20 protein-coding genes and 1 pseudogene are annotated in these 17,995 nt (G+C 39.4%); 3 read left to right on the forward strand and 18 right to left on the reverse strand.

Annotated features, from left to right (window positions below):
* The first annotated feature begins 82 nt into the window (after nucleotides 1–82).
* The 3 genes from ACQKMP_RS25510 (at nucleotide 83) to ACQKMP_RS25520 (ending at nucleotide 2,071) form a co-directional block, all read left to right on the forward strand.
* A complete protein-coding gene (locus ACQKMP_RS25510) occupies nucleotides 83–280 on the forward strand; it encodes a hypothetical protein (RefSeq protein WP_269321845.1) in 198 nt (65 codons plus the stop codon).
* Nucleotides 281–737: 457 nt separating this feature from the next.
* Entirely contained in the window at nucleotides 738–1,337 is a 600-nt protein-coding gene (locus tag ACQKMP_RS25515) for a TetR/AcrR family transcriptional regulator (RefSeq protein WP_379424191.1), read from the forward strand.
* Complete coding sequence (locus ACQKMP_RS25520) at nucleotides 1,334–2,071, forward strand: hypothetical protein (protein ID WP_427471699.1); 738 nt, start codon at nucleotides 1,334–1,336, stop codon at nucleotides 2,069–2,071. The genes ACQKMP_RS25515 and ACQKMP_RS25520 overlap by 4 nt, the downstream gene beginning before the upstream one ends.
* Nucleotides 2,072–2,684: 613 nt before the next feature.
* On the opposite strand, the gene ACQKMP_RS25525 is transcribed toward ACQKMP_RS25520, so the two are convergent.
* From ACQKMP_RS25525 to ACQKMP_RS25610, 18 genes and pseudogenes are all read right to left on the reverse strand, one after another.
* Nucleotides 2,685–2,996: a putative immunity protein gene (locus tag ACQKMP_RS25525; protein ID WP_427471749.1), complete on the reverse strand. Its 312-nt coding sequence runs from the start codon at nucleotides 2,994–2,996 to the stop codon at nucleotides 2,685–2,687.
* 6 nt (nucleotides 2,997–3,002) lie between these two features.
* Nucleotides 3,003–3,209: a hypothetical protein gene (locus ACQKMP_RS25530; protein ID WP_427471701.1), complete on the reverse strand. Its 207-nt coding sequence runs from the start codon at nucleotides 3,207–3,209 to the stop codon at nucleotides 3,003–3,005.
* Nucleotides 3,210–3,224: 15 nt separating this feature from the next.
* The gene (gene asnB, locus ACQKMP_RS25535; RefSeq protein WP_427471703.1) at nucleotides 3,225–5,102 is read right to left on the reverse strand and encodes an asparagine synthase (glutamine-hydrolyzing); all 1,878 of its coding nucleotides are present in this window, start codon (nucleotides 5,100–5,102) and stop codon (nucleotides 3,225–3,227) included.
* Between the two features lie 162 nt (nucleotides 5,103–5,264).
* A complete protein-coding gene (locus ACQKMP_RS25540) occupies nucleotides 5,265–6,203 on the reverse strand; it encodes an alpha/beta fold hydrolase (protein ID WP_427471705.1) in 939 nt (312 codons plus the stop codon).
* Nucleotides 6,204–6,479: 276 nt separating this feature from the next.
* Nucleotides 6,480–6,704 carry a DUF896 domain-containing protein gene (locus ACQKMP_RS25545; RefSeq protein WP_042188496.1) on the reverse strand — a complete coding sequence of 75 codons (225 nt, stop codon included), beginning with the start codon at nucleotides 6,702–6,704 and terminating at the stop codon, nucleotides 6,480–6,482.
* Nucleotides 6,705–6,730: 26 nt separating this feature from the next.
* The gene (locus ACQKMP_RS25550; RefSeq protein ID WP_231573276.1) at nucleotides 6,731–7,153 is read right to left on the reverse strand and encodes a MarR family winged helix-turn-helix transcriptional regulator; all 423 of its coding nucleotides are present in this window, start codon (nucleotides 7,151–7,153) and stop codon (nucleotides 6,731–6,733) included.
* Between the two features lie 146 nt (nucleotides 7,154–7,299).
* Nucleotides 7,300–8,397, reverse strand: coding sequence for an ATP-binding protein (locus ACQKMP_RS25555; RefSeq protein WP_427471708.1), 1,098 nt, complete (start codon nucleotides 8,395–8,397; stop codon nucleotides 7,300–7,302).
* An 83-nt stretch (nucleotides 8,398–8,480) separates the two neighbouring features.
* On the reverse strand, nucleotides 8,481–9,119 hold the full coding sequence (locus tag ACQKMP_RS25560) for an ABC-2 transporter permease (RefSeq protein ID WP_427471710.1): 639 nt from the start codon (nucleotides 9,117–9,119) through the stop codon (nucleotides 8,481–8,483).
* 17 nt (nucleotides 9,120–9,136) lie between these two features.
* Entirely contained in the window at nucleotides 9,137–9,772 is a 636-nt protein-coding gene (locus ACQKMP_RS25565) for an ABC-2 transporter permease (protein WP_427471712.1), read from the reverse strand.
* The gene (locus tag ACQKMP_RS25570) at nucleotides 9,765–10,634 is read right to left on the reverse strand and encodes an ABC transporter ATP-binding protein (RefSeq protein WP_427471714.1); all 870 of its coding nucleotides are present in this window, start codon (nucleotides 10,632–10,634) and stop codon (nucleotides 9,765–9,767) included. Before ACQKMP_RS25570 ends, ACQKMP_RS25565 begins: the two co-directional genes overlap by 8 nt.
* Nucleotides 10,631–11,011: a GntR family transcriptional regulator gene (locus ACQKMP_RS25575; RefSeq protein WP_042188506.1), complete on the reverse strand. Its 381-nt coding sequence runs from the start codon at nucleotides 11,009–11,011 to the stop codon at nucleotides 10,631–10,633. Before ACQKMP_RS25575 ends, ACQKMP_RS25570 begins: the two co-directional genes overlap by 4 nt.
* 160 nt (nucleotides 11,012–11,171) lie before the next feature.
* Nucleotides 11,172–11,849: a deacylase gene (locus ACQKMP_RS25580; RefSeq protein ID WP_427471751.1), complete on the reverse strand. Its 678-nt coding sequence runs from the start codon at nucleotides 11,847–11,849 to the stop codon at nucleotides 11,172–11,174.
* 122 nt (nucleotides 11,850–11,971) lie between these two features.
* Nucleotides 11,972–12,619 carry a HupE/UreJ family protein gene (locus ACQKMP_RS25585; protein ID WP_042188508.1) on the reverse strand — a complete coding sequence of 216 codons (648 nt, stop codon included), beginning with the start codon at nucleotides 12,617–12,619 and terminating at the stop codon, nucleotides 11,972–11,974.
* Nucleotides 12,620–12,638: 19 nt separating this feature from the next.
* A pseudogene (gene larC, locus ACQKMP_RS25590) lies at nucleotides 12,639–14,096 on the reverse strand (nickel pincer cofactor biosynthesis protein LarC).
* Nucleotides 14,097–14,099: 3 nt separating this feature from the next.
* The gene (gene larB, locus ACQKMP_RS25595) at nucleotides 14,100–14,849 is read right to left on the reverse strand and encodes a nickel pincer cofactor biosynthesis protein LarB (RefSeq protein ID WP_427471716.1); all 750 of its coding nucleotides are present in this window, start codon (nucleotides 14,847–14,849) and stop codon (nucleotides 14,100–14,102) included.
* A gap of 30 nt (nucleotides 14,850–14,879) precedes the next feature.
* Nucleotides 14,880–16,352 (reverse strand): gluconokinase, encoded by a 1,473-nt coding sequence (locus ACQKMP_RS25600; protein ID WP_427471718.1) that lies wholly within the window; start codon nucleotides 16,350–16,352, stop codon nucleotides 14,880–14,882.
* 16 nt (nucleotides 16,353–16,368) lie between these two features.
* Nucleotides 16,369–17,175 (reverse strand): ATP-dependent sacrificial sulfur transferase LarE, encoded by an 807-nt coding sequence (gene larE, locus ACQKMP_RS25605; RefSeq protein ID WP_427471720.1) that lies wholly within the window; start codon nucleotides 17,173–17,175, stop codon nucleotides 16,369–16,371.
* A gap of 42 nt (nucleotides 17,176–17,217) precedes the next feature.
* The gene (locus ACQKMP_RS25610) at nucleotides 17,218–17,988 is read right to left on the reverse strand and encodes an SDR family oxidoreductase (RefSeq protein WP_427471722.1); all 771 of its coding nucleotides are present in this window, start codon (nucleotides 17,986–17,988) and stop codon (nucleotides 17,218–17,220) included.
* Between the last annotated feature and the right edge of the window lie 7 nt (nucleotides 17,989–17,995).

Raw genomic sequence — 17,995 nt, forward strand, 5'->3', positions numbered from 1 at the left:
GGATACCTCCATTATTCAATTTATTACAACAGCCTATTCATGGATGACTTGAAGTGATACCCTTCCCAAGTAAATCATATGAATTCAAGGTTCGCAGCCGATGCACAATGAGCCGGGCGAAGTATCACTTATTTTTAACGGGGAAATCTACAACTACCGGGAACTGCGTAAATTGGTACCGGCGGCGTGGCAAGATGCTGTGCGCCACGGACCTGGTTGCTTCGGACACGTAGGTGGGCGGAATGACCGAAGTCAGGGACCAATCTCGTTAATTTTGTAAGAAAACATGGTTATTGATCAACTCATTTATATGGGTGGATTTTATATGCCGGAAAAAGTGGGGGAATCGGCAAAGGGACAAAGTTCTTGTCCTATAAGGGAATATGTTCTTGTCTTCCGATGTCCAAGGACACCAAAGTGCCTACATTTTGGGATTTTGACATAAAGTCACCTACATTGTAGCGGTGATTGTACTTACTGATACTTACAAAGTATCTAGAGAGACTTTATAGCCGGATTTCTAGTTCACAAGGTAAGTAGTTCTTTGACAGTCCACAGATTTGAACGGTTGTACGAGGAGTAAGTTTCTGATCGGGAGATTAGATACGAGATATGCGATGGGCAGAGCTACTAATCCCGGCATGGATTGGCAACAGTTTTTATTGACTGAACTACATTCAGTCAGTTATGATTGAATCATATTCAGTCGCGATAAAAATTACATTGGGAGATGGACAATGAAGAGAATATCAAAAGAACCTGATCTAAGACGCCAAGAATTAATGGATATTGGCTTTGAACTTTATATGAAAAATGGTATGGGAGGATTTAGCATAAAGGATGTCGTTAATCATGCGGGTGTTGCAACCGGCTTATTTTATTACTACTTTAAATCTAAAGAAGAGTTTGTTAATGAGATTTTGAATAATTTCATTGTGAAAAATGTAGAAAAAATTCAACAAGCACTTAATTCAAATGAATTGACCGTTATGCAAAAAATGAAAGATTCTCTAGAGATATTTTGGACATTTATTGAAAAACTAGCACCATATAAACATGTGAGTTCTTATCAGACAGAACAACACTTCCAACTCGAGAAGAAATTATACAAGCAAATACACCCGCTATTTCAACAGGTAATTGAAGATGGGATGAAAATAGGGATTTTCCACACTGCCAACGCATCGTTAACTTCTGGATATATTTTATATGGCCTTAGTAGTATTGCCCATTCGGAGATTGATTTAAATCTTGATATTAAGAAAGAGATCGTTAATCTAATATTAACCACACTACGATACGATCCAAAACATAAGAATACAGGAGAATTCATATGAAAATTTATATTAACGGAAACGATATTTCACAGGAACAACTTACAAAATGGAAAAGAGAACGTATAAAAAAGGTTTTAAATACATTAGGACATAATGAGCCTGAAATAAATGATACAGACGCCATGATAAAAAAGTTAGCTGAACTAAAGATGAGATATTCCTATAACGAAATGTACGATAAATTGAAATCTAAACTTAGATTGAGTGGAATGATTATGCGTGTCTGTGCTGCTTTATCTGGAGATAGACGGAAATTTTCAAAAACAGGTATCTATTTAGAGGGCATTTCGGCAGAAGAAGCTATAAAGGGAATTGATAGTTTAATGCTAAAGCAATCACGCGAGAATGATAAAGTAAATCTATCAGCTTGTCCTGATCATTATGTATTAAGACCTTTCGGAGAAAACGAACTGGAGGTCATTGAAACTACTGGTAATTCCCCGTTTCCTGTTCAATTCTTCATTGTCTTTGATGACGAAACAGGATTAAAAACACCTAGAGATAACTCTTATCAGTACCAATCAGCAGGTGTTGCCCGTATGAAAGACGGTACTATTATGGGTGGGGTTCGTCATCAATTCAAAGATACCAATACTGGGATAGAAGTAAGTCTTGTTGTTGAGTTCCCAGCGCTTTGTCCTACTAGACTTATAGAATCGCATCAATTGCATTTAGCATGTGAGTTTTCTTATTGGTTACAATGGATCAAGGATCATAAAAATAGTAACGGATAAACATTCTTGAAATAAAGAAAACATGCAGTTTTTTTATAATTAAGACTAAAGTGTAGTGCTCATGCCTTACAAAGTTTTTGATGTAATCAATGTCGCCGTTTTATATTTTTTTGTTTGAGAAAGAGGTCATTTCAGTAGAATGTACTGAATTTTATCTAATAGAATGGGGGGTGAATTTCTATGTTTGCCATACTTTTAGCTATTAACACGATTTTGATGAAAATTGGAACCAAACAGGGCCTTTTCCAACTCATAGACATATGTACAAAATACGGGTTTTGTGAGGAAGTAGTATATAAATTAATGAAGCAAGCCAATTTAAACCATACTAAAGCCAATTAGCCGTCCATAATTGATATCTATACAATATTCAAAATTGTTCATAATAGCTTCCCTTTCATGAACAATCGAATCTCTTTTTAGAAATTGATATGTCTCTAACGAGTATTAAACTTTAAAGTGTATCAGAATCTCGGATTAAACTCTGTGTGGTTATATTTAATATGTTTATTGTTGATTGCTCTTTACGTACCTCTTAAATAAAAAATCTAATTATTACCATTAATTAACTTATATCAGTATCTTCATACACGTCAGTCTTATAGCTTCAATTTTAAAACATTTCTTTAGCTATCCTTAATTGTCTTTCCCGTTCTTTAGTGGCAGCCTCGGCCACTGAGAAATTATTGGATATGTTTACCATTTTAACGGCGTAGTCACTGCTTACCATAGCGTGTCCTCTCATATGTCCAGTTGCAATGGCTTGTGCAAAAGAACGAGCAGCATACTTACTTGCTTCGGTTGTGGACTCTTTCGCTAATTCATTGACTATGAATCCAACTTTTCTTAAGTCAAAGGCTCTGATACCACCAGCTATACGTTTTTCTAGCGTTTCTATCCCTAAATTAATTCGCGGGTCATTTATAAGATGTTAATCCAGATGATCCAGGTGTTCAACAGCAACGCTCAAAGCCCATTTGGCCAGGAACTTCTGCGGTAATTTTTCAAGTGTCTCTTCAAGTTGATTTCTTAATTCATTATTGTCTACAATCTTTATCTTAGGACTACTGTAAGTAAATTCGTTAGTTGATTTTATTTGCTGCTCATGTTTATTCCATGCATATTCCTCAATGTTCAAGCGATCTCTCCCCCATTACAGCACGGCACTCTTTAATTCCTTCAGATCTTCTTTCATAAAAAGCGTGTACCACACTGAAAAAATGTAAATTAGCCAGATTCTACGCGAATAATCACCTTTATTACTCCGATGCTGGATAAACATTTCTTCGATGATATTCATATTGAATATTTCTTCAATACCACTATAGCGTATTTGCTCAAACATTATATCTGAAATCGGGGTCTTAAGCCAATCACGAATCGGTACGGGAAATCCTAATTTCGGGCGATTCACAATAGCATCAGGAACAATTCCTTCCATAGCTTTACGGAAAGCGAGTTTTGTTGTATTTTTGCCAATCCGATTGGAGACTGGAATTTTACTAGCCGTTTCAAAAACCTCTTTATCTAAAAACGGGACTCTTAATTCCAATGAATGTGCCATAGACAGCTTATCTGCTTTTGACAAAATATCGCCAGGCAACCAAAAATTCATATCAATAAACTGCATTCTTGTCGTAGGATCTAGGTGCACTGTCTTATCATAAAAAGGCTTAACGATATCCGTGGGATGTAAAAAGCTGTTTTGAGCGTGTACCGATTCGTGGAGCAAGTTCATCTTTCCGCTTTTGTTAAAGATATTAGCATTACCGAAAAAGCGTTCCTCTAAAGGTGTCAGCCCCCGAAGTAAATAGTTTTTCCCATAAAAATGATATGGATATATAGACAATGATTTTCGTAACGAATCCTTTATGAAATTGGGCATCCATGAAATGGGTCTTAATGCATCTGGCTCTCTATAGATCCGGTATCCTCCGAATAATTCATCAGCGCCTTCCCCTGATAGGACAACAGTGACATGATCTTTTGCAAGCTGATTTAGATGATAAAGAGCAATGGCGGAAGGATCCGCGACAGGCTCATCAAGATGCCATACCGTTTTCGGAATACTCTCAAAAAAGTCTTCTGTAGATAAAATGTGAAAATAATGATCCGTTCCCAGTTTAGCTGCCGTTTGATTTGCAATGATGGTTTCATTGTTTACCCCTTCAAATCCAATCGAAAAGGTCTTTGTGGATTCTTCTGCTTTCATCATTGCAGCTATAGCTGTGGAGTCAATTCCACTGGACAAAAAACACCCTCTATTCACATCACTTTGTAAATGAAGGTTTACAGACTCTTTCAATTTCCACTTAATTTCTTCCGCATAGTCCGCTAAAGATCGTTTTACCGGATGAAAATGGGGTTCCCAATATTTCTCGATCTTCATTTCACCTTCAGCGTTAACAAATACTCGCTCTGCAGGTCCTAATTTATGAATATGTTCAAACATCGTATCCGGTTGCGGCACATACTGAAAAGTTAAGTAGCTAAATAAACTTTGATACTGAAGCTTTCTTGGTACTCCGTGAACTGCAAGAATGCTTTTAATTTCCGAAGCAAATAAAAGGTTATTCTCATCTTTGTAATAATAAAAAGGCTTGATGCCAAAATGATCTCTGGCAGCAAAAAGCGTCTGTTCCTTAACATCCCAAATCGCAAAACTAAACATTCCTCGTAAATAATGGACACAGTCCTTACCGTATTCCTCATATAAATGCACAATGACTTCTGTATCTGATTGCGTTTGAAAGTGATGTCCCTTTAACTTAAGCTGATCTCGTAGTGTTTTATAATTATAGATTTCACCATTAAAAACAATCCAAAGGGAACGATCTTCATTCGTCATCGGTTGATTTCCATCACGTAAATCTATAACGGATAACCTACGAAAACCGAGCCCAATTCGAGAATCGAGCCATACGCCTTCATGATTAGGACCTCGGTGATTCATTGCACCTGTCATTTGTTTTAAGGTTCCTTCTTGCGGGGGTTGTCCATTACACTTTAAGATTCCTGCTATTCCGCACATGCTATTGTAGTCCTTCCTATAGTAAAGATTAGGATATAGAGTGCCCACAATTGCATTGATCAATCATTTTTTTTAGAATCACGCTGGTGAATCGTACTTTAATCCATAAAAAAACGTCAAATGATTCACTATATGAATCGTTCGACGTTTTCTCATTCACTCTTATTTTATTTCACTCATGAAGCTTCTGAAATTCCCCACGATTTCTTTCGATTTAGTATGGTGTAAATAATGATCGCCTTCAAACATCATCATCTTCCCATGCAAGGAATCTTTGATCTGTTCTTCATGTAAAGCTGCCCAGCCCTCAACATCCGAATTATCTTTTACTAAGAAGAACATCACGGGAAGTTCTTTAGGGAACTTTAAGTTTTCTGCGGCTTTGAAGTTGCTTGAGAAATGATCTGCTTCGTTGATGATGTTCGGATTCATCATGTTTTTAAGCGAAAGCATTCTATTTTGCTCTTTCGTTTCATCATCAACATCGGGTGCAATGATTTGATCAGGCGAGAGTTTAACCAGCAATCTGTAGAAACCTGATTGTTTAAGTGATTTTAAGGCTGCTGTTGGAAGTTCATCGCCGGCTCCTTGTGCCGGAACACTGCTGTCGATCCCTACGAATACACTAACTTCGTTTTTGTATTTGTTTACATAGTCTAGAGCATAAATTCCGGATATGGAGTGTCCCATCAGAATATAACGGTCTATATTTAATTGTTGTAAACTTTCATGTAACTCACTCACTATATTTTCAGTACTTCGTTCTTTTTCGGTGATATCACTTAATCCATAGCCAAATGGCTCAATCACAACCACTTTGTAAAATGGAGATAACTCGTCTACAAGCGGCTTAAAATCAATACCCGGCGCTGAAGTTCCATATCCTGGTAATAATACTACCGTCTCTTCACCATTTCCTTGAATCGTGACGTTCATTTTTTTTCCATCTACAGGTACAAGCTGACCATAGGGTTCAATTTTTCCTTTCTCGATTTTGTTGCAGATCACATTAACAGTAAAAACAATGGCTAGAAAAAGCGCTATGGCTATGACTATAACTCCTATTGCTTTCAGTAAAAAGAAAAATGTCTTTTTCATCATGTAATTCCCGCTCCCCACATATTTATATCTTCTCTTCTGTCCATTTCATTCTAACAATCCAGTCTTAGATCCTGTGAAACACAAGTTTAAGTGAACCTTAACTTTCAGCATCAGCTAACGAAATCAAATTAAGCTTCCGTTAAGATAACTTTTATAAATATGATTCCACTTTCGTCCATTTGATATCATAAAAAAACACCTTTAGATATTCGCTGATTAGCCCATAAGACCATTCAACGATATTCTAAAGGTGTAAATTCACTTCATTAGATAATATTAGTTCAAAGTTTCTTTACGCGATAAACGAATTTTTTCAGGCGTAACATCATTTCCCTCAGGATCTACAATCGTTACTCCCGATAGACTGTTACGAACTTGTCCACGAATTTCACGCAGATAATCTTCACGCAAAGCGATCTGTTCCACCCATTCACTTTTTGTCAGACCTTCTTCACGTTCTTTCCTGGCTAGTTCATTAATACGAGTCAAACTGGTAATCATCTATGTTCCTCTTTTCTAAGTTTTGATTAGCTTGCTAATAAATTTACAACCATCTGTTTCATAAGCCTTCTTAATAATAAACGTTCTTCGGGTAAAATTCCTGTTAATAATTTATCCAATTGCTTATTCCATATACGTTCCACAGGTTCACAAAGATTACGTCCGGCTGGAGTTAGATACACTCGGCTTACTCTGCCATCTTCAGGATCTCTTTTTCGAACAACAAACCCATGACTCTCAAGTGATTTCACCATATTCGTAATAGTTGGAGGCTCACAATTCAGACTTTCGCTTAACTGGATCTGTGTCATTCCATCTGATCTCCATAACCGGCATAATAACTGTTCTTGGCCCACATGAAGATTAAATTCTCTAAGCAATGCTGCATAATCTCTACGCATTTCCGCTGAAATTCTATCCAGTAGTTCTCTTATCTCATCTTCAATCACAGATTTTTCCCCCGAACCACCTTACAAATTAATTAGCATGCTAATTATATCATGTTTTTAAGAGGATTTCAAAGGTGGACGATTTTTAGATATCACCCACCAACGAATCCTCTTTAGGTTGGTACTTCATCATATAGAAATGGTCTTCAATTACTGTTTCTCGGGAGTCTCACTTCAAAGATTGTCCGCACCACACTGCTTTGCGCAGATACGGTTCCATTATGCTGCTCTACTATATTTTTAGTAATAAACAAGCCAAGTCCCGTACTTCCTGTTGGATGTGTTCGTGCACGATCACCCGTGTAAAACATATCAAAAATTCGTGGCAGCTCTTCCGGCTCAATACAATTCCCATAGTTAATTACTTCAACGATTACCTCGTTAGCGTCCAAGTAACCGTGAATATCAATAAATTGACCATCGTTTCCGTATCGGGCCGCATTCGTAAGAAGGTTCTCAAATACACGAGCTAACAATTCCCCGTCACCGTAAATCATCAGAGGTTGTGTCATATCCAATCTGGAGGTTAGGCCATTTTTCTCAAAGACTGGATATAATTCTTCATTTAATTGTAAGAGAAGCTCACTGAGATCAATCGAGGATTTCTCAAGCTTAAGCTTGCCGTAATTCATTCTTGTAATTTCAAACAGCTCATCAATCAATTTTTCTAAACGTTGAGATTTAGTATAAGCAATCGTCGTATAATGCCTGGTCTGTTCAGGAGTTAACTGATTGTCTTTCAAAATAAAATCCAAATAACCAATAACCGAGGTTAGGGGTGTACGCAAATCATGCGCCAGGTTCAACACGAGTTGATCTTTACTGCTCTCGGCAATGTCTCCCCGCTCAATGGCTTCTTGCATATTCTCAATGGCTAGATTGAGATCATGACCAATCATTCCAAATTCATCTTTGGAGGGTATATCTACTCGTTCAGAGAAATCACCTGACGCTAGTTGATGAATCCCCTTTGAGATTTCTTTGAAGTATTTTGCATACGGCTTAGTGAATAAGAAGAAAAATAGAATGGCTAGTGGTATAAAGATAATTAAAAATGTATTCACATCTCCAATATCTCTTATTACATAGCGAACTTTGGTTAGTGGATTCTCAAATTTCACCTCAGAGTGATAATATCGCTGGAGCGCCTTATAGATTAAAAAGGTTATCCCACCGGATACTAGCATACTGGCCATCAGCAGCATAATCATTTTTGTACGAAAACTATAAATCATTTTAGGCATTGGATGTATACCCTTCCCCTACAGTATTTATCTTTGTAGAGATAATGGTATATGAATTCAATCTAAATCTCAAATTATTAGCATCAGAGATCCTTCTTCTCAAAAATCCGCAAAGAAATGAGATAAGAACAGCTGAGTAAAAACACGTAAGCGAGTCCTAGTATGATATAAGGAATAAAGCTAGGCTTCACGCCAAAGCTATGCCAGTTCTCTAGGTCAGGAAACCATTGAAGCAAGCTGCCGATCACGTTCGGACCAACCATTATAATCATCATAAATACGAGATTAACCACTTGCGTTCCTTTAGCCCCTAACCAGTAATGAATCGGTAAATAAAGCATAGCGAGGAGTGGGAAAATAGATATCGCAATACCAACCTCTTGCCAAAAATGAGGGGTTACCTCTTTACCTGTCATAATAATCAGGAGATAGGTAAAAGCAGTTGCTGCCAGCCCAACAAGAGCATACGGAAGGATTGAGAAGTATTTAGCACGGACAAGCTCTTGTCTCCGCACAGGAAGATTAACGAGAAACCGTTGCGTCATCTGCTGAGTATCCATAGAACAGGAGCTTATCAACAACAGCATGGGTGGCATTAGCGTAAATAAACTGAAGCTATGATAGTTCGAGTAAGCTATAAAAATAAAGAAAGGGATGAGCAGCATCAGAAATTTACGCAAAAGAATGAAGTCTTTTTGAATAAGATAAAATGAATGATACACTATAAGTCCTCCTTAGCTTATAACTCTTCCCTGCTAAACAATCGTAGTGAAATCTTATATGAGAAGTACAAGATGAATAGATAAAAGATCCCTATCAAACCTATCTGCACCAGATGATCCTGCAGCTTTAAATGGGTTATTTTTGAGAAAACTGATGAATGTGAGAGTGAAGATCCAGCGTTTATGGTGGTTATCGTAATAACTACATTAAAAAAGATATTGAAGTAATAGTTTTTGTATCCAAGCCAATAATGAATCGGCAGATAAATAGACGCAGTCAAAGGAATCATAAGTAACGTTAAAGATACCCCTATCCAATACACTGGGCTAATGGAATATCCAAATGAAAAGGAAATTAGAAACAAAGCAAAAGAGCAAACCAAACCGATGAAACTATAAGGAATCAGTGATAAGTATTTAGCCAAAACAATCTCTTGCCGACTTACTGGCAGTCCTATAACAAACTTTGTGTTGTTATTCTGTGCATCCATTGAACAGGAGTATACGAGCAGTAGTAAAGATTGAAAGGTAGCAAACATACTGGAGCTATCCAATTGTACATATGCAACAAACAAAATACTCAAGAGAAATAAAGGGATGAAATTCCGCAGGAGAATAATGTCTTTCCGAATTAACAGCAAGAGATTAAACATACAAAGCGTTTCCCTTTACCGTAAAATACATGATTTCTTCCAGAGTAGGTGTCTCGCATATGGCATGATCTCTAAAGAATCGTTCGCCCTCAGAGCGATTGTTCAGAAGACCCTCGAAACCAACTTCCGTCTCTCTAATCCCAATGAAACACTTCCGCACATCCCGATCAAGCAACTCCTTGTTGCCTTTTACCAGCATATATTTATTAGGGAGAGATTCTTTCATCTCATTAAAAACTAACCTCCCCTCATTCACAAAAACAATATAATCCGCTATCCGGTCTAAATCAGTCGTGTTATGCGTGGAGAAAAGAATAGATTTCTTCTCATCCTGGATATGCTCACTAAGCAGATCAAGCAGTTCTCTTCGGAATATGGGATCAAGACCCGCAGTAGGTTCGTCCATGATGAGCAGGTCTGCACCGTGCGATAAAGCAATGGCGAGCGAATACTTCATTTTCATCCCTTTAGAGAGTTCTTTAATCTTTTTCCGCGGGGAAAGCTTAAACATCTCTATGTATTTCCTATAAGTCTCTTTATCCCACTGACTATAAAAGGGAGCAATCATCTTACTCATCTGATCGATGGTTAATTGATCGTAAAAGTAGTTCTCATCGGAAACATACCCAATTCGCTCTTTGTACTTTGCATTCTTTATGGTTGTTTCTTTGCCGAAAATCTCGATATTTCCTTGGTCCGGTTGTACCATACCCATCATCATTTTAATTAAAGTTGTTTTCCCTGCCCCATTGGGTCCAATTAGCCCCGTTATATACCCTTCCTTAATACCGAACGTAAGTTCGCATAGGCTAAAATGGCCATATTTTTTAGATATTTGATTCAATTGAATGACATCGTTCATTCTGTCTCCTCCTCATACAGCAGTTTCAACATCTCACTGAACTCAGCAAAATCAATCCCTAACATTTTACTCTCGTCGATAATCTCCTTCATTTTGTTCTCCATGATCCGTAACCGTTGTTCACGAATAAACTCCTGATCCGCACCAGAAACAAAAGAGCCTTTTCCCACAATGGAATTGATAAGCCCTTCTCTCTCCAGTTCTTCGTAAGCTCGTTTTGTTGTAATTACGCTAATCTGCAGCTCTTTGGCTAACAGTCGAATAGAAGGTAAAGGCGTACCTGAGACTAACTCTCCTTGCAGGATCATCTGGCGGATCTGACTTACAATCTGTGCATAGATGGGTTCACCGGAAGTGTTGGATATCAATATGTTCATGAACTCGTGCCCTCACTCCTAGTTTATGTGTATTCAATGTATATATATAATATATACACTATACTCATTGTTGTCAATGATCTTTCAAATCCACACAAAACAAGCCGATTCCTATGAACTAAGGGTCAGCTTGCTTGGCATACAGCGTATCTAATCATCATCACATCAATCCAGCACTTCTTAAAAAGCGACTAACAATGTCTATCTGATAGCGAATACGAAGGTCACGATCAAGACTCCAGCAGGTTTCCACAGTAAATGCCTTCGCTCCTATGATACGGGAGACGGCTGCACGTGACGACCCGGGGCGCTCTCGTAAACGGATATTAAAATGATAAGAAGTATTAGCGATTGTACGATTAATGTCTTTTATGATACGTCTTGCCGTAACCGTACCTTGGCTCCCCGGCTTAATAATAATAGACTGACCTAGGCGTTTCGGATTTCTTTGAGACAAACCGTTCGCTTCATGGAGATCAAGGTACCAGGTGGGGCGATAACGCCGTACTAATTGAAGCAAGGCTACGGATAAGGGATGTTTGGCAGTTCCATTCCGAGTACGCGGAAACGTTCGGTTCAAATCGGGCACGCCCCGAATTCGTTTGCGATAAGCTTTTTGATTCATGAGGGGAACAATAATAAGCGTACCACGGTAAATATATAGTTCTCCTTGTCTTAAGTGATTCACGATGTTTTTCGCCGCACGAATGCTTGCCGTTTCATTCCCGTGTATGCCGGACACCACCATAAACACAGGACCAGGTAGCCCACCTCTGATCACGTAATAAGGGGTGGCATGGGATGTGGACGATGCTAAAGTATAATTTTCAATGATCATCATGCTTCACCTCCGCATTTAGGTGTCCATATATTTGTATTCCGTAGGACCCCAGTTGTCCTAGACAGATATATGCAAAAAAAGCCTGATTTCTCAGGCTTTAGACTTTACGTAATTTGAATCTAATTTAACCACAATTGAAATAATCCTTCGCGAACCCCGAGGTTATACATATAATAAATCCCAAAAATGAAACTAATAGATCCAGCTAGCTGAGTTAATGAGCGGTTCAACACTACATTCTTCTTACTGTAAACAAAAGGAATGCCAAGAATTGTCGTAAAGATAAGCATGCCACTAATCGTACCTAATCCAAATATCAAAATATACACGGCACATTCCCAAATTGAGGAGACCGTCGTGAGGGTAAGTAATACCATCGCCGCACTACCAGCTAATCCATGAATGAATCCGATGATGAATATCTTAATTAATGGAGATCTCTCATGAGTATGAGGTTCAATGTTTGACTTTTTTATAGACGCCATACTTTTAAACCCCAGATACACTAACATGATGCCAACGAGGAATTCTAAAGACATCGCCCATACTTCAGGTAATTCACCTTTTAACAGCACTAAAATCATTCCAACAATAAAAAGTGTGCTAGTATGACCTATGCCCCAAAATACTCCAGTTAAAGTTGAACGCCATAATTTTTTATTTGTGCCTACCATAGTAGAAACCGCAATAATATGATCAGGTTCTATAGAATGCTTGATCCCTAGAATAAATCCGAAAAACAGCACAGACAATAAGCTAAATTCCAATTCAATTTCCTCCTACCATTCAAATGCAGCTAGACTTTCGTACTTGATCGTAGACCCTTTTTAAAGGAATACCATGCAAAAGGGCTATGCGCTTGCACTCCTCAAACTCAGGCGCCCACTGGACAACCTCACCTGCACATATCCCTTTTTTAATAGTCACGGTTCCCCACTCTGTTTCAACGGATTCAAACGTTCTTTCAAGACGGTGTACAATTAAGGGATAATAACGAATGCCTAGTGTTGTTGTTTCTTCAAATAAAATCTCCTTCATAACGCTTACATTTTCAGAAGAACAAAGGAGTTGTAGTAGTGTTCCTGGTCTGTTTTTCTTCATATAGATAGGTGTATAAAATACATCATTTGCCCCGTTCTCAAAGAGCAAGTCCATAACATAACCAAGCCATTCTCCGGGAATATCGTCTAGATTCACTTCCATTTTAACCATGTCTGTATCTATATGTTCATGATCAGGAGGTCGTTGAGATTTCATGGACTTACTCCTTTCATATTTGTGCTAATCCCCAATAATAACTCTTAACGCATTGGGTTGATCCGGGAAAGTCTTGGTACCCGCTCCATATCCAATAGATTGAATGTTCATCGATGGAAGGGAACAAAACTCCTGAACGAGCACCGCAATTAAGGCAGCTCCAGTCGGTGTTGTTAGTTCTGCACTGATATTCGATTGCTCCAATGGAATGCCTTTAAGCATTTCAAGTGTTGCGGGCGCTGGAACCGGATAAATGCCATGATCAATGCGAATCTTCCCTTTGCCTACTGGAACTGGAGATGACTTGATGGTTTCAATCTCCATTTGATGAATCAGGATGGCCGCTCCAACAATATCAATAATAGAATCTACAGCACCCACTTCATGAAAATGCACCTGCTCTAGTGGGATTCCATGAATAAGCCCTTCGGCTTCTCCGATTTTCTTGAAAATTTTTAATGCTGTATTTTTCACCTGATCCGAAAAGCCAGCAGATTCAATTAACTTAACAATATCTTTATACGACCGGTGATCATGGTGGTGGTGCGTGTGGGTGTGACTATGTTCGTGACTGTGATCATGTTGTACGTGCATATGGCTATGGTCGTGCGAGTGATTTTCATCCGAATGGCTATGGTCGTGATCGTGCGAGTGATGCTCGTGTGTGTGGGTATGATCGTGACTGTGATCATGATGATCATGCGTGTGTGCATGTTCGTGCTTATCTGTGTGGCTATGTTCATGTAAAAGTGCGGTTTTTTCACCACCAGAACTTATGTTCGCTTCACTCTGCAACAGCACATCAAACTTGGTACAAGTAATGCCATTTTTAACGATCTTACCCCACTTTAGTTCGTATTCAGCTTCAATTTGTAGCTTTCTTAGCTCTTCTCTCAAATAGATTGGATCAGCCCCTGCATCGATAAGTGCTCCAATGAACATATCTCCGCTAATTCCTGAAAAGCAATCAAGGTATAGTGTTTTCATTATTTACAGCCCCTTTTGTATCAGCTTATGAATTAATGCAGCGTTGTAACCTCCACCGAACCCGTTATCAATGTTTACTACACTTATACCTGAGGCACACGAATTCAGCATTGTTAGCAGCGCTGATAGACCATTAAAGCTAGCTCCATAGCCAATGCTCGTTGGGACAGCAATGACTGGATGAGCAACTAATCCACCAACCACGCTTGGAAGAGCCCCTTCCATACCAGCGACCACAACAGATACAACTGCATTCTGGATCTCTTCAGCATGATGCAACAGACGATGAATACCGGCGACTCCGACATCATAAATACGATGCACAGTACTTCCAAGCACCTCTGCAGTAACAGCAGCCTCTTCAGCTACCCTAATATCCGAAGTGCCTGCAGCAATAACGGCGATATAGCCTTTAGAGATATCCTCAGTACTTTCATTAGCTTTCCAATATAGAATTCTGGCAATTTCGTTATATATCAACTCTGGTATTACCTTTAAAATATCTTCAGCCTTATCCGAAGAAATTCTAGTGACGAGTACCTGAGTATTCCTCGTACGTAAGGACTGGACAATAGCAATGATTTGTTCGGAAGTTTTACCTTCACCATAGACAATCTCAGGGAATCCTTGACGTTTTTTTCGATGATGATCCACTTTCGCGAACCCCAACTCTTCGAAAGCAGCCAATCGTTCTTTTGCCTCTGGAACACTAAGCTTTCCAGCTTGAACTTGCTTTAAAATGTCCTCGAGCATTTCGTCACCTCTTTAGTTCAAATCTAGTCATCAGAATAATTCAGCTACGGTTTTTGCTACTTTTTCATAGTTACAATAAATTTCTTTATATCGCTTGCTGCTTTCCTGATTGGGGGTGACAGGCAGTCCCATCGGAATATTATCTTTGATTTCTTCAAAAGACTTCACGCGACCCGTGCCCACCAATGCCGTCCAAGCAGCGCCCCACGCAGCACTGTGATGATTCTCTGAAACATAAATCTCAGCTTCAAAAATATCAGCCATCATCTGCAGCCAAAGTGGAGATCTGGCCAAGCCGCCGTTCACATATATTTTTGAGGAGGTTCCGGCAATGTTCTCTAGTGCCCTACCAATTTGATAGAGATTGAAAGTAATTCCTTCCAGCACAGCACGGATAAAATGCTCTTTCTTATGCGTAATCGCCACACCATAGAAATTTCCTTTTGCCTGTTGATTCCACAGTGGTGCTCTTTCTCCATTTAAATAGGGTAGGAACAGCAGTCCCTCCGCACCAGGTTCAACACGCTCTGCTTCACTTAGAAATTCTTCGAAGCTTCCTTGATCTTGAATCAGATCCTTAAACCATTGAAGGACAATCCCACCATTGTTCGTAGGCCCTCCGATAATAAAAGTATCTTCGGTAAAAGAATAGCAGAACGTTTCTTGATTCTGACTAACCTTTGCGTGGCTTGTGAATTGTCTAATGGCTCCGCTAGTCCCTACTGAAACAGCAACTTCCCCAGGAAGTAGAGCGCCAATCCCTAAGTTAGCCAGCTGTCCGTCTGCTGCTCCGATCATAAAAGGAAGCTCTGCCTGAATTCCCATCTGTTCTACTATTTCCGGATTAATCTTATTGAATTGAAAAGTTGGAGGAACAATCTTAGACAGCTGTTTATCAGATATGCCAACCAGCGTTAACAGATCCTGAACCCATGTGTGAGTTGCCGGGTTAAACAATCCGGTTGCAGAAGCCATCGAATAATCGATCATTCTTTCCCCAAACCAGCTGTAAATTAAATACTCCTTTATGGACATGAAGTAAGTAGCTTTTAGATAGGGTTCATAACCATTCTCCTTCATCCATAACAGCTTAATCAAAGGCGTCATCGGATGGACAGGAGTCCCAGTTTGCGCGTAAATCTGTTGTTTCATCGATTCTGACAGTTGATGGACCTGATCAGATCCTCTTCCATCCGCCCAAATGAGTGCAGGGGAGAGCGGGATGCCAGCTGCGTCTATTAGAACAAGAGAATGCATGGCCGCTGAGAATCCAATAGTAATCAATTCATTTTTACCGATCTTTGCTTTTCTAACAGCTTCTCTAATAGCCCTTACAGCAGAGCGTTCAATCTCGATTGCATCTTGTTCAGCCCAGCCTTGCTGCGGATAATGGAAGCTATTCATTTCTTCAACCTCTGTGATTAATTTTCCATGAATCGTAAACACACAGGCTTTAACACTTGTCGTACCGATATCAAGTCCAATTACAAGCTCTCTAGACATGCCTAACCTTCCCTTCTTACGATATAGAAAGAGCTTTATTCATACTGCCGCTCCGATATCCTAACAGATCCAACGTAACGTATTTATAGCCGTAACTCTGAAGCTCTTGCACGATAAGATGATGATGTGCTAAAACAATCTCCATATCTAAGGGTTCGACTTCAATTCTTGCAATATCCTGATGGGTTCGAACTCGTACTTGACGTATTTTCAGCGATTTTAAATAAGCCTCGGCTTTTTCTACCTTCTGCAGTTTCTCATTCGTAATACGCTCCCCATAGGCGATTCTTGAAGACAGACAGGCGAACGATGGTTTTTCCCATGTAGGCAAATTAAATGATTTCGAAAGCTCTCTTATTTCTGTTTTAAACAGTTCAGCCTCAAGTAGAGGACCACGGATGCCTCTCTCTTTAGCGGCTTGCATCCCTGGACGATGTTCGTTCATATCATCTGCAATAACACCATAGATGATATTCTTAAAGCTCTTTTCCTCCAGTACAGGGAATAAGTGATCGAATAAGCTGCTTTTGCAAAAATAACAGCGGTTTTTACTGTTCTCTGCATACCCCGGAATTGCGAGTTCAGAGGTTTCAATTACCTGATGTGTAACACCTATAAGTGCAGCGAGCTCTTTTGCCTCCTCCAGTTCACTTGATGGATAGGTTTCTGAATCCGCGGTTACCGCGAGTACATGATCAGGACCCAAAGTATCAACAGCCACTTTTAATAAGAAGGTGCTATCAACCCCACCAGAGAATGCAACCACTACTGATTTCATTTCACGAAGGATGGATTGTAATTTGTTATATTTATCTGTAAGCACTTATGATCCCTCCCATTGATGAATCTATTTACAGGATGCTCTTTAAATCGTCATACTTCCAAATCCGCCATCTACACGAATTAATGTACCGGTAACGAAACTGGAGGCTTTCTCAGAGGCTAGCCATACCGCAGCACCTTGAAGTTCTTCTGGTGTTCCAAAACGCTGCATAGGCGTATGTTTCATAATGGAGTCTATTCGCTCTGGACTTAGAATTTTGCGATTCTGTTCAGCCGGGAAGAACCCAGGGATGATAGCGTTTACACGGATGCCATTTAATGCAAACTCACGCGCTAAGAACTGAGTAACACTGTTAAGCGCCGCTTTGGAAACCGAATAGGTGAACACTTTGGATAACGGTGTTGTTGAGGATACGGAAGAGATGTTAATGATGCTGCCTTTCCGATTCTGCTCAATCATTTTTTTGGCAAAAATTTGACAGGTCTGCACGATGCCTTTTAAATTCACATCCATAATATCGTCCCACTCTTCCATTTCTAGTTCGAAGAAAGGTGTGGAGCTATTTTTCCCTGGAGCGTTCAGCAGGATGTCCCATCCTCCAGCCCATTCCTCAACTTCAGAAGCTACCTGAAGCAGAGAGTCACGTGAACTAACATTAGCTTGAAATGCTTTTGCTGTACCACCATTATTAACAATGCTCTTTGCTACTTCTTCCGCTTTCTCTAGATTCCGTCCGACAATTGCAACTTGAGCGCCTTGTTCAGCCAATCCTGCCGCGATAGATGAGCCAAGTACGCTGTTCCCACCAATGGCTACTGCTATTTTTCCTGTTAGATCAAATAGATTAGTCATGTCTTCT

The organism is Paenibacillus sp. NPDC101420, from assembly GCF_050277435.1.
In the GTDB taxonomy this organism is placed as follows: domain Bacteria; phylum Bacillota; class Bacilli; order Paenibacillales; family Paenibacillaceae; genus Paenibacillus_AQ.

What these genes read in the sequence shown, in the direction of transcription:
- ACQKMP_RS25570 (WP_427471714.1), bottom strand. Translation starts at nt 10,634, where the DNA reads ATGAACGATGTCATTCAATTGAATCAAATATCTAAAAAATATGGCCAT.
- ACQKMP_RS25580 (WP_427471751.1), bottom strand. Translation starts at nt 11,849, where the DNA reads ATGATCATTGAAAATTATACTTTAGCATCGTCCACATCCCATGCCACC.
- ACQKMP_RS25555 (WP_427471708.1), bottom strand. Translation starts at nt 8,397, where the DNA reads ATGCCTAAAATGATTTATAGTTTTCGTACAAAAATGATTATGCTGCTG.
- ACQKMP_RS25565 (WP_427471712.1), bottom strand. Translation starts at nt 9,772, where the DNA reads ATGTTTAATCTCTTGCTGTTAATTCGGAAAGACATTATTCTCCTGCGG.
- ACQKMP_RS25545 (WP_042188496.1), bottom strand. Translation starts at nt 6,704, where the DNA reads ATGATTACCAGTTTGACTCGTATTAATGAACTAGCCAGGAAAGAACGT.
- ACQKMP_RS25575 (WP_042188506.1), bottom strand. Translation starts at nt 11,011, where the DNA reads ATGAACATATTGATATCCAACACTTCCGGTGAACCCATCTATGCACAG.
- ACQKMP_RS25540 (WP_427471705.1), bottom strand. Translation starts at nt 6,203, where the DNA reads ATGATGAAAAAGACATTTTTCTTTTTACTGAAAGCAATAGGAGTTATA.
- larB (WP_427471716.1), bottom strand. Translation starts at nt 14,849, where the DNA reads ATGCTCGAGGACATTTTAAAGCAAGTTCAAGCTGGAAAGCTTAGTGTT.
- asnB (WP_427471703.1), bottom strand. Translation starts at nt 5,102, where the DNA reads ATGTGCGGAATAGCAGGAATCTTAAAGTGTAATGGACAACCCCCGCAA.
- ACQKMP_RS25600 (WP_427471718.1), bottom strand. Translation starts at nt 16,352, where the DNA reads ATGTCTAGAGAGCTTGTAATTGGACTTGATATCGGTACGACAAGTGTT.
- ACQKMP_RS25520 (WP_427471699.1), top strand. Translation starts at nt 1,334, where the DNA reads ATGAAAATTTATATTAACGGAAACGATATTTCACAGGAACAACTTACA.
- ACQKMP_RS25610 (WP_427471722.1), bottom strand. Translation starts at nt 17,988, where the DNA reads ATGACTAATCTATTTGATCTAACAGGAAAAATAGCAGTAGCCATTGGT.
- ACQKMP_RS25515 (WP_379424191.1), top strand. Translation starts at nt 738, where the DNA reads ATGAAGAGAATATCAAAAGAACCTGATCTAAGACGCCAAGAATTAATG.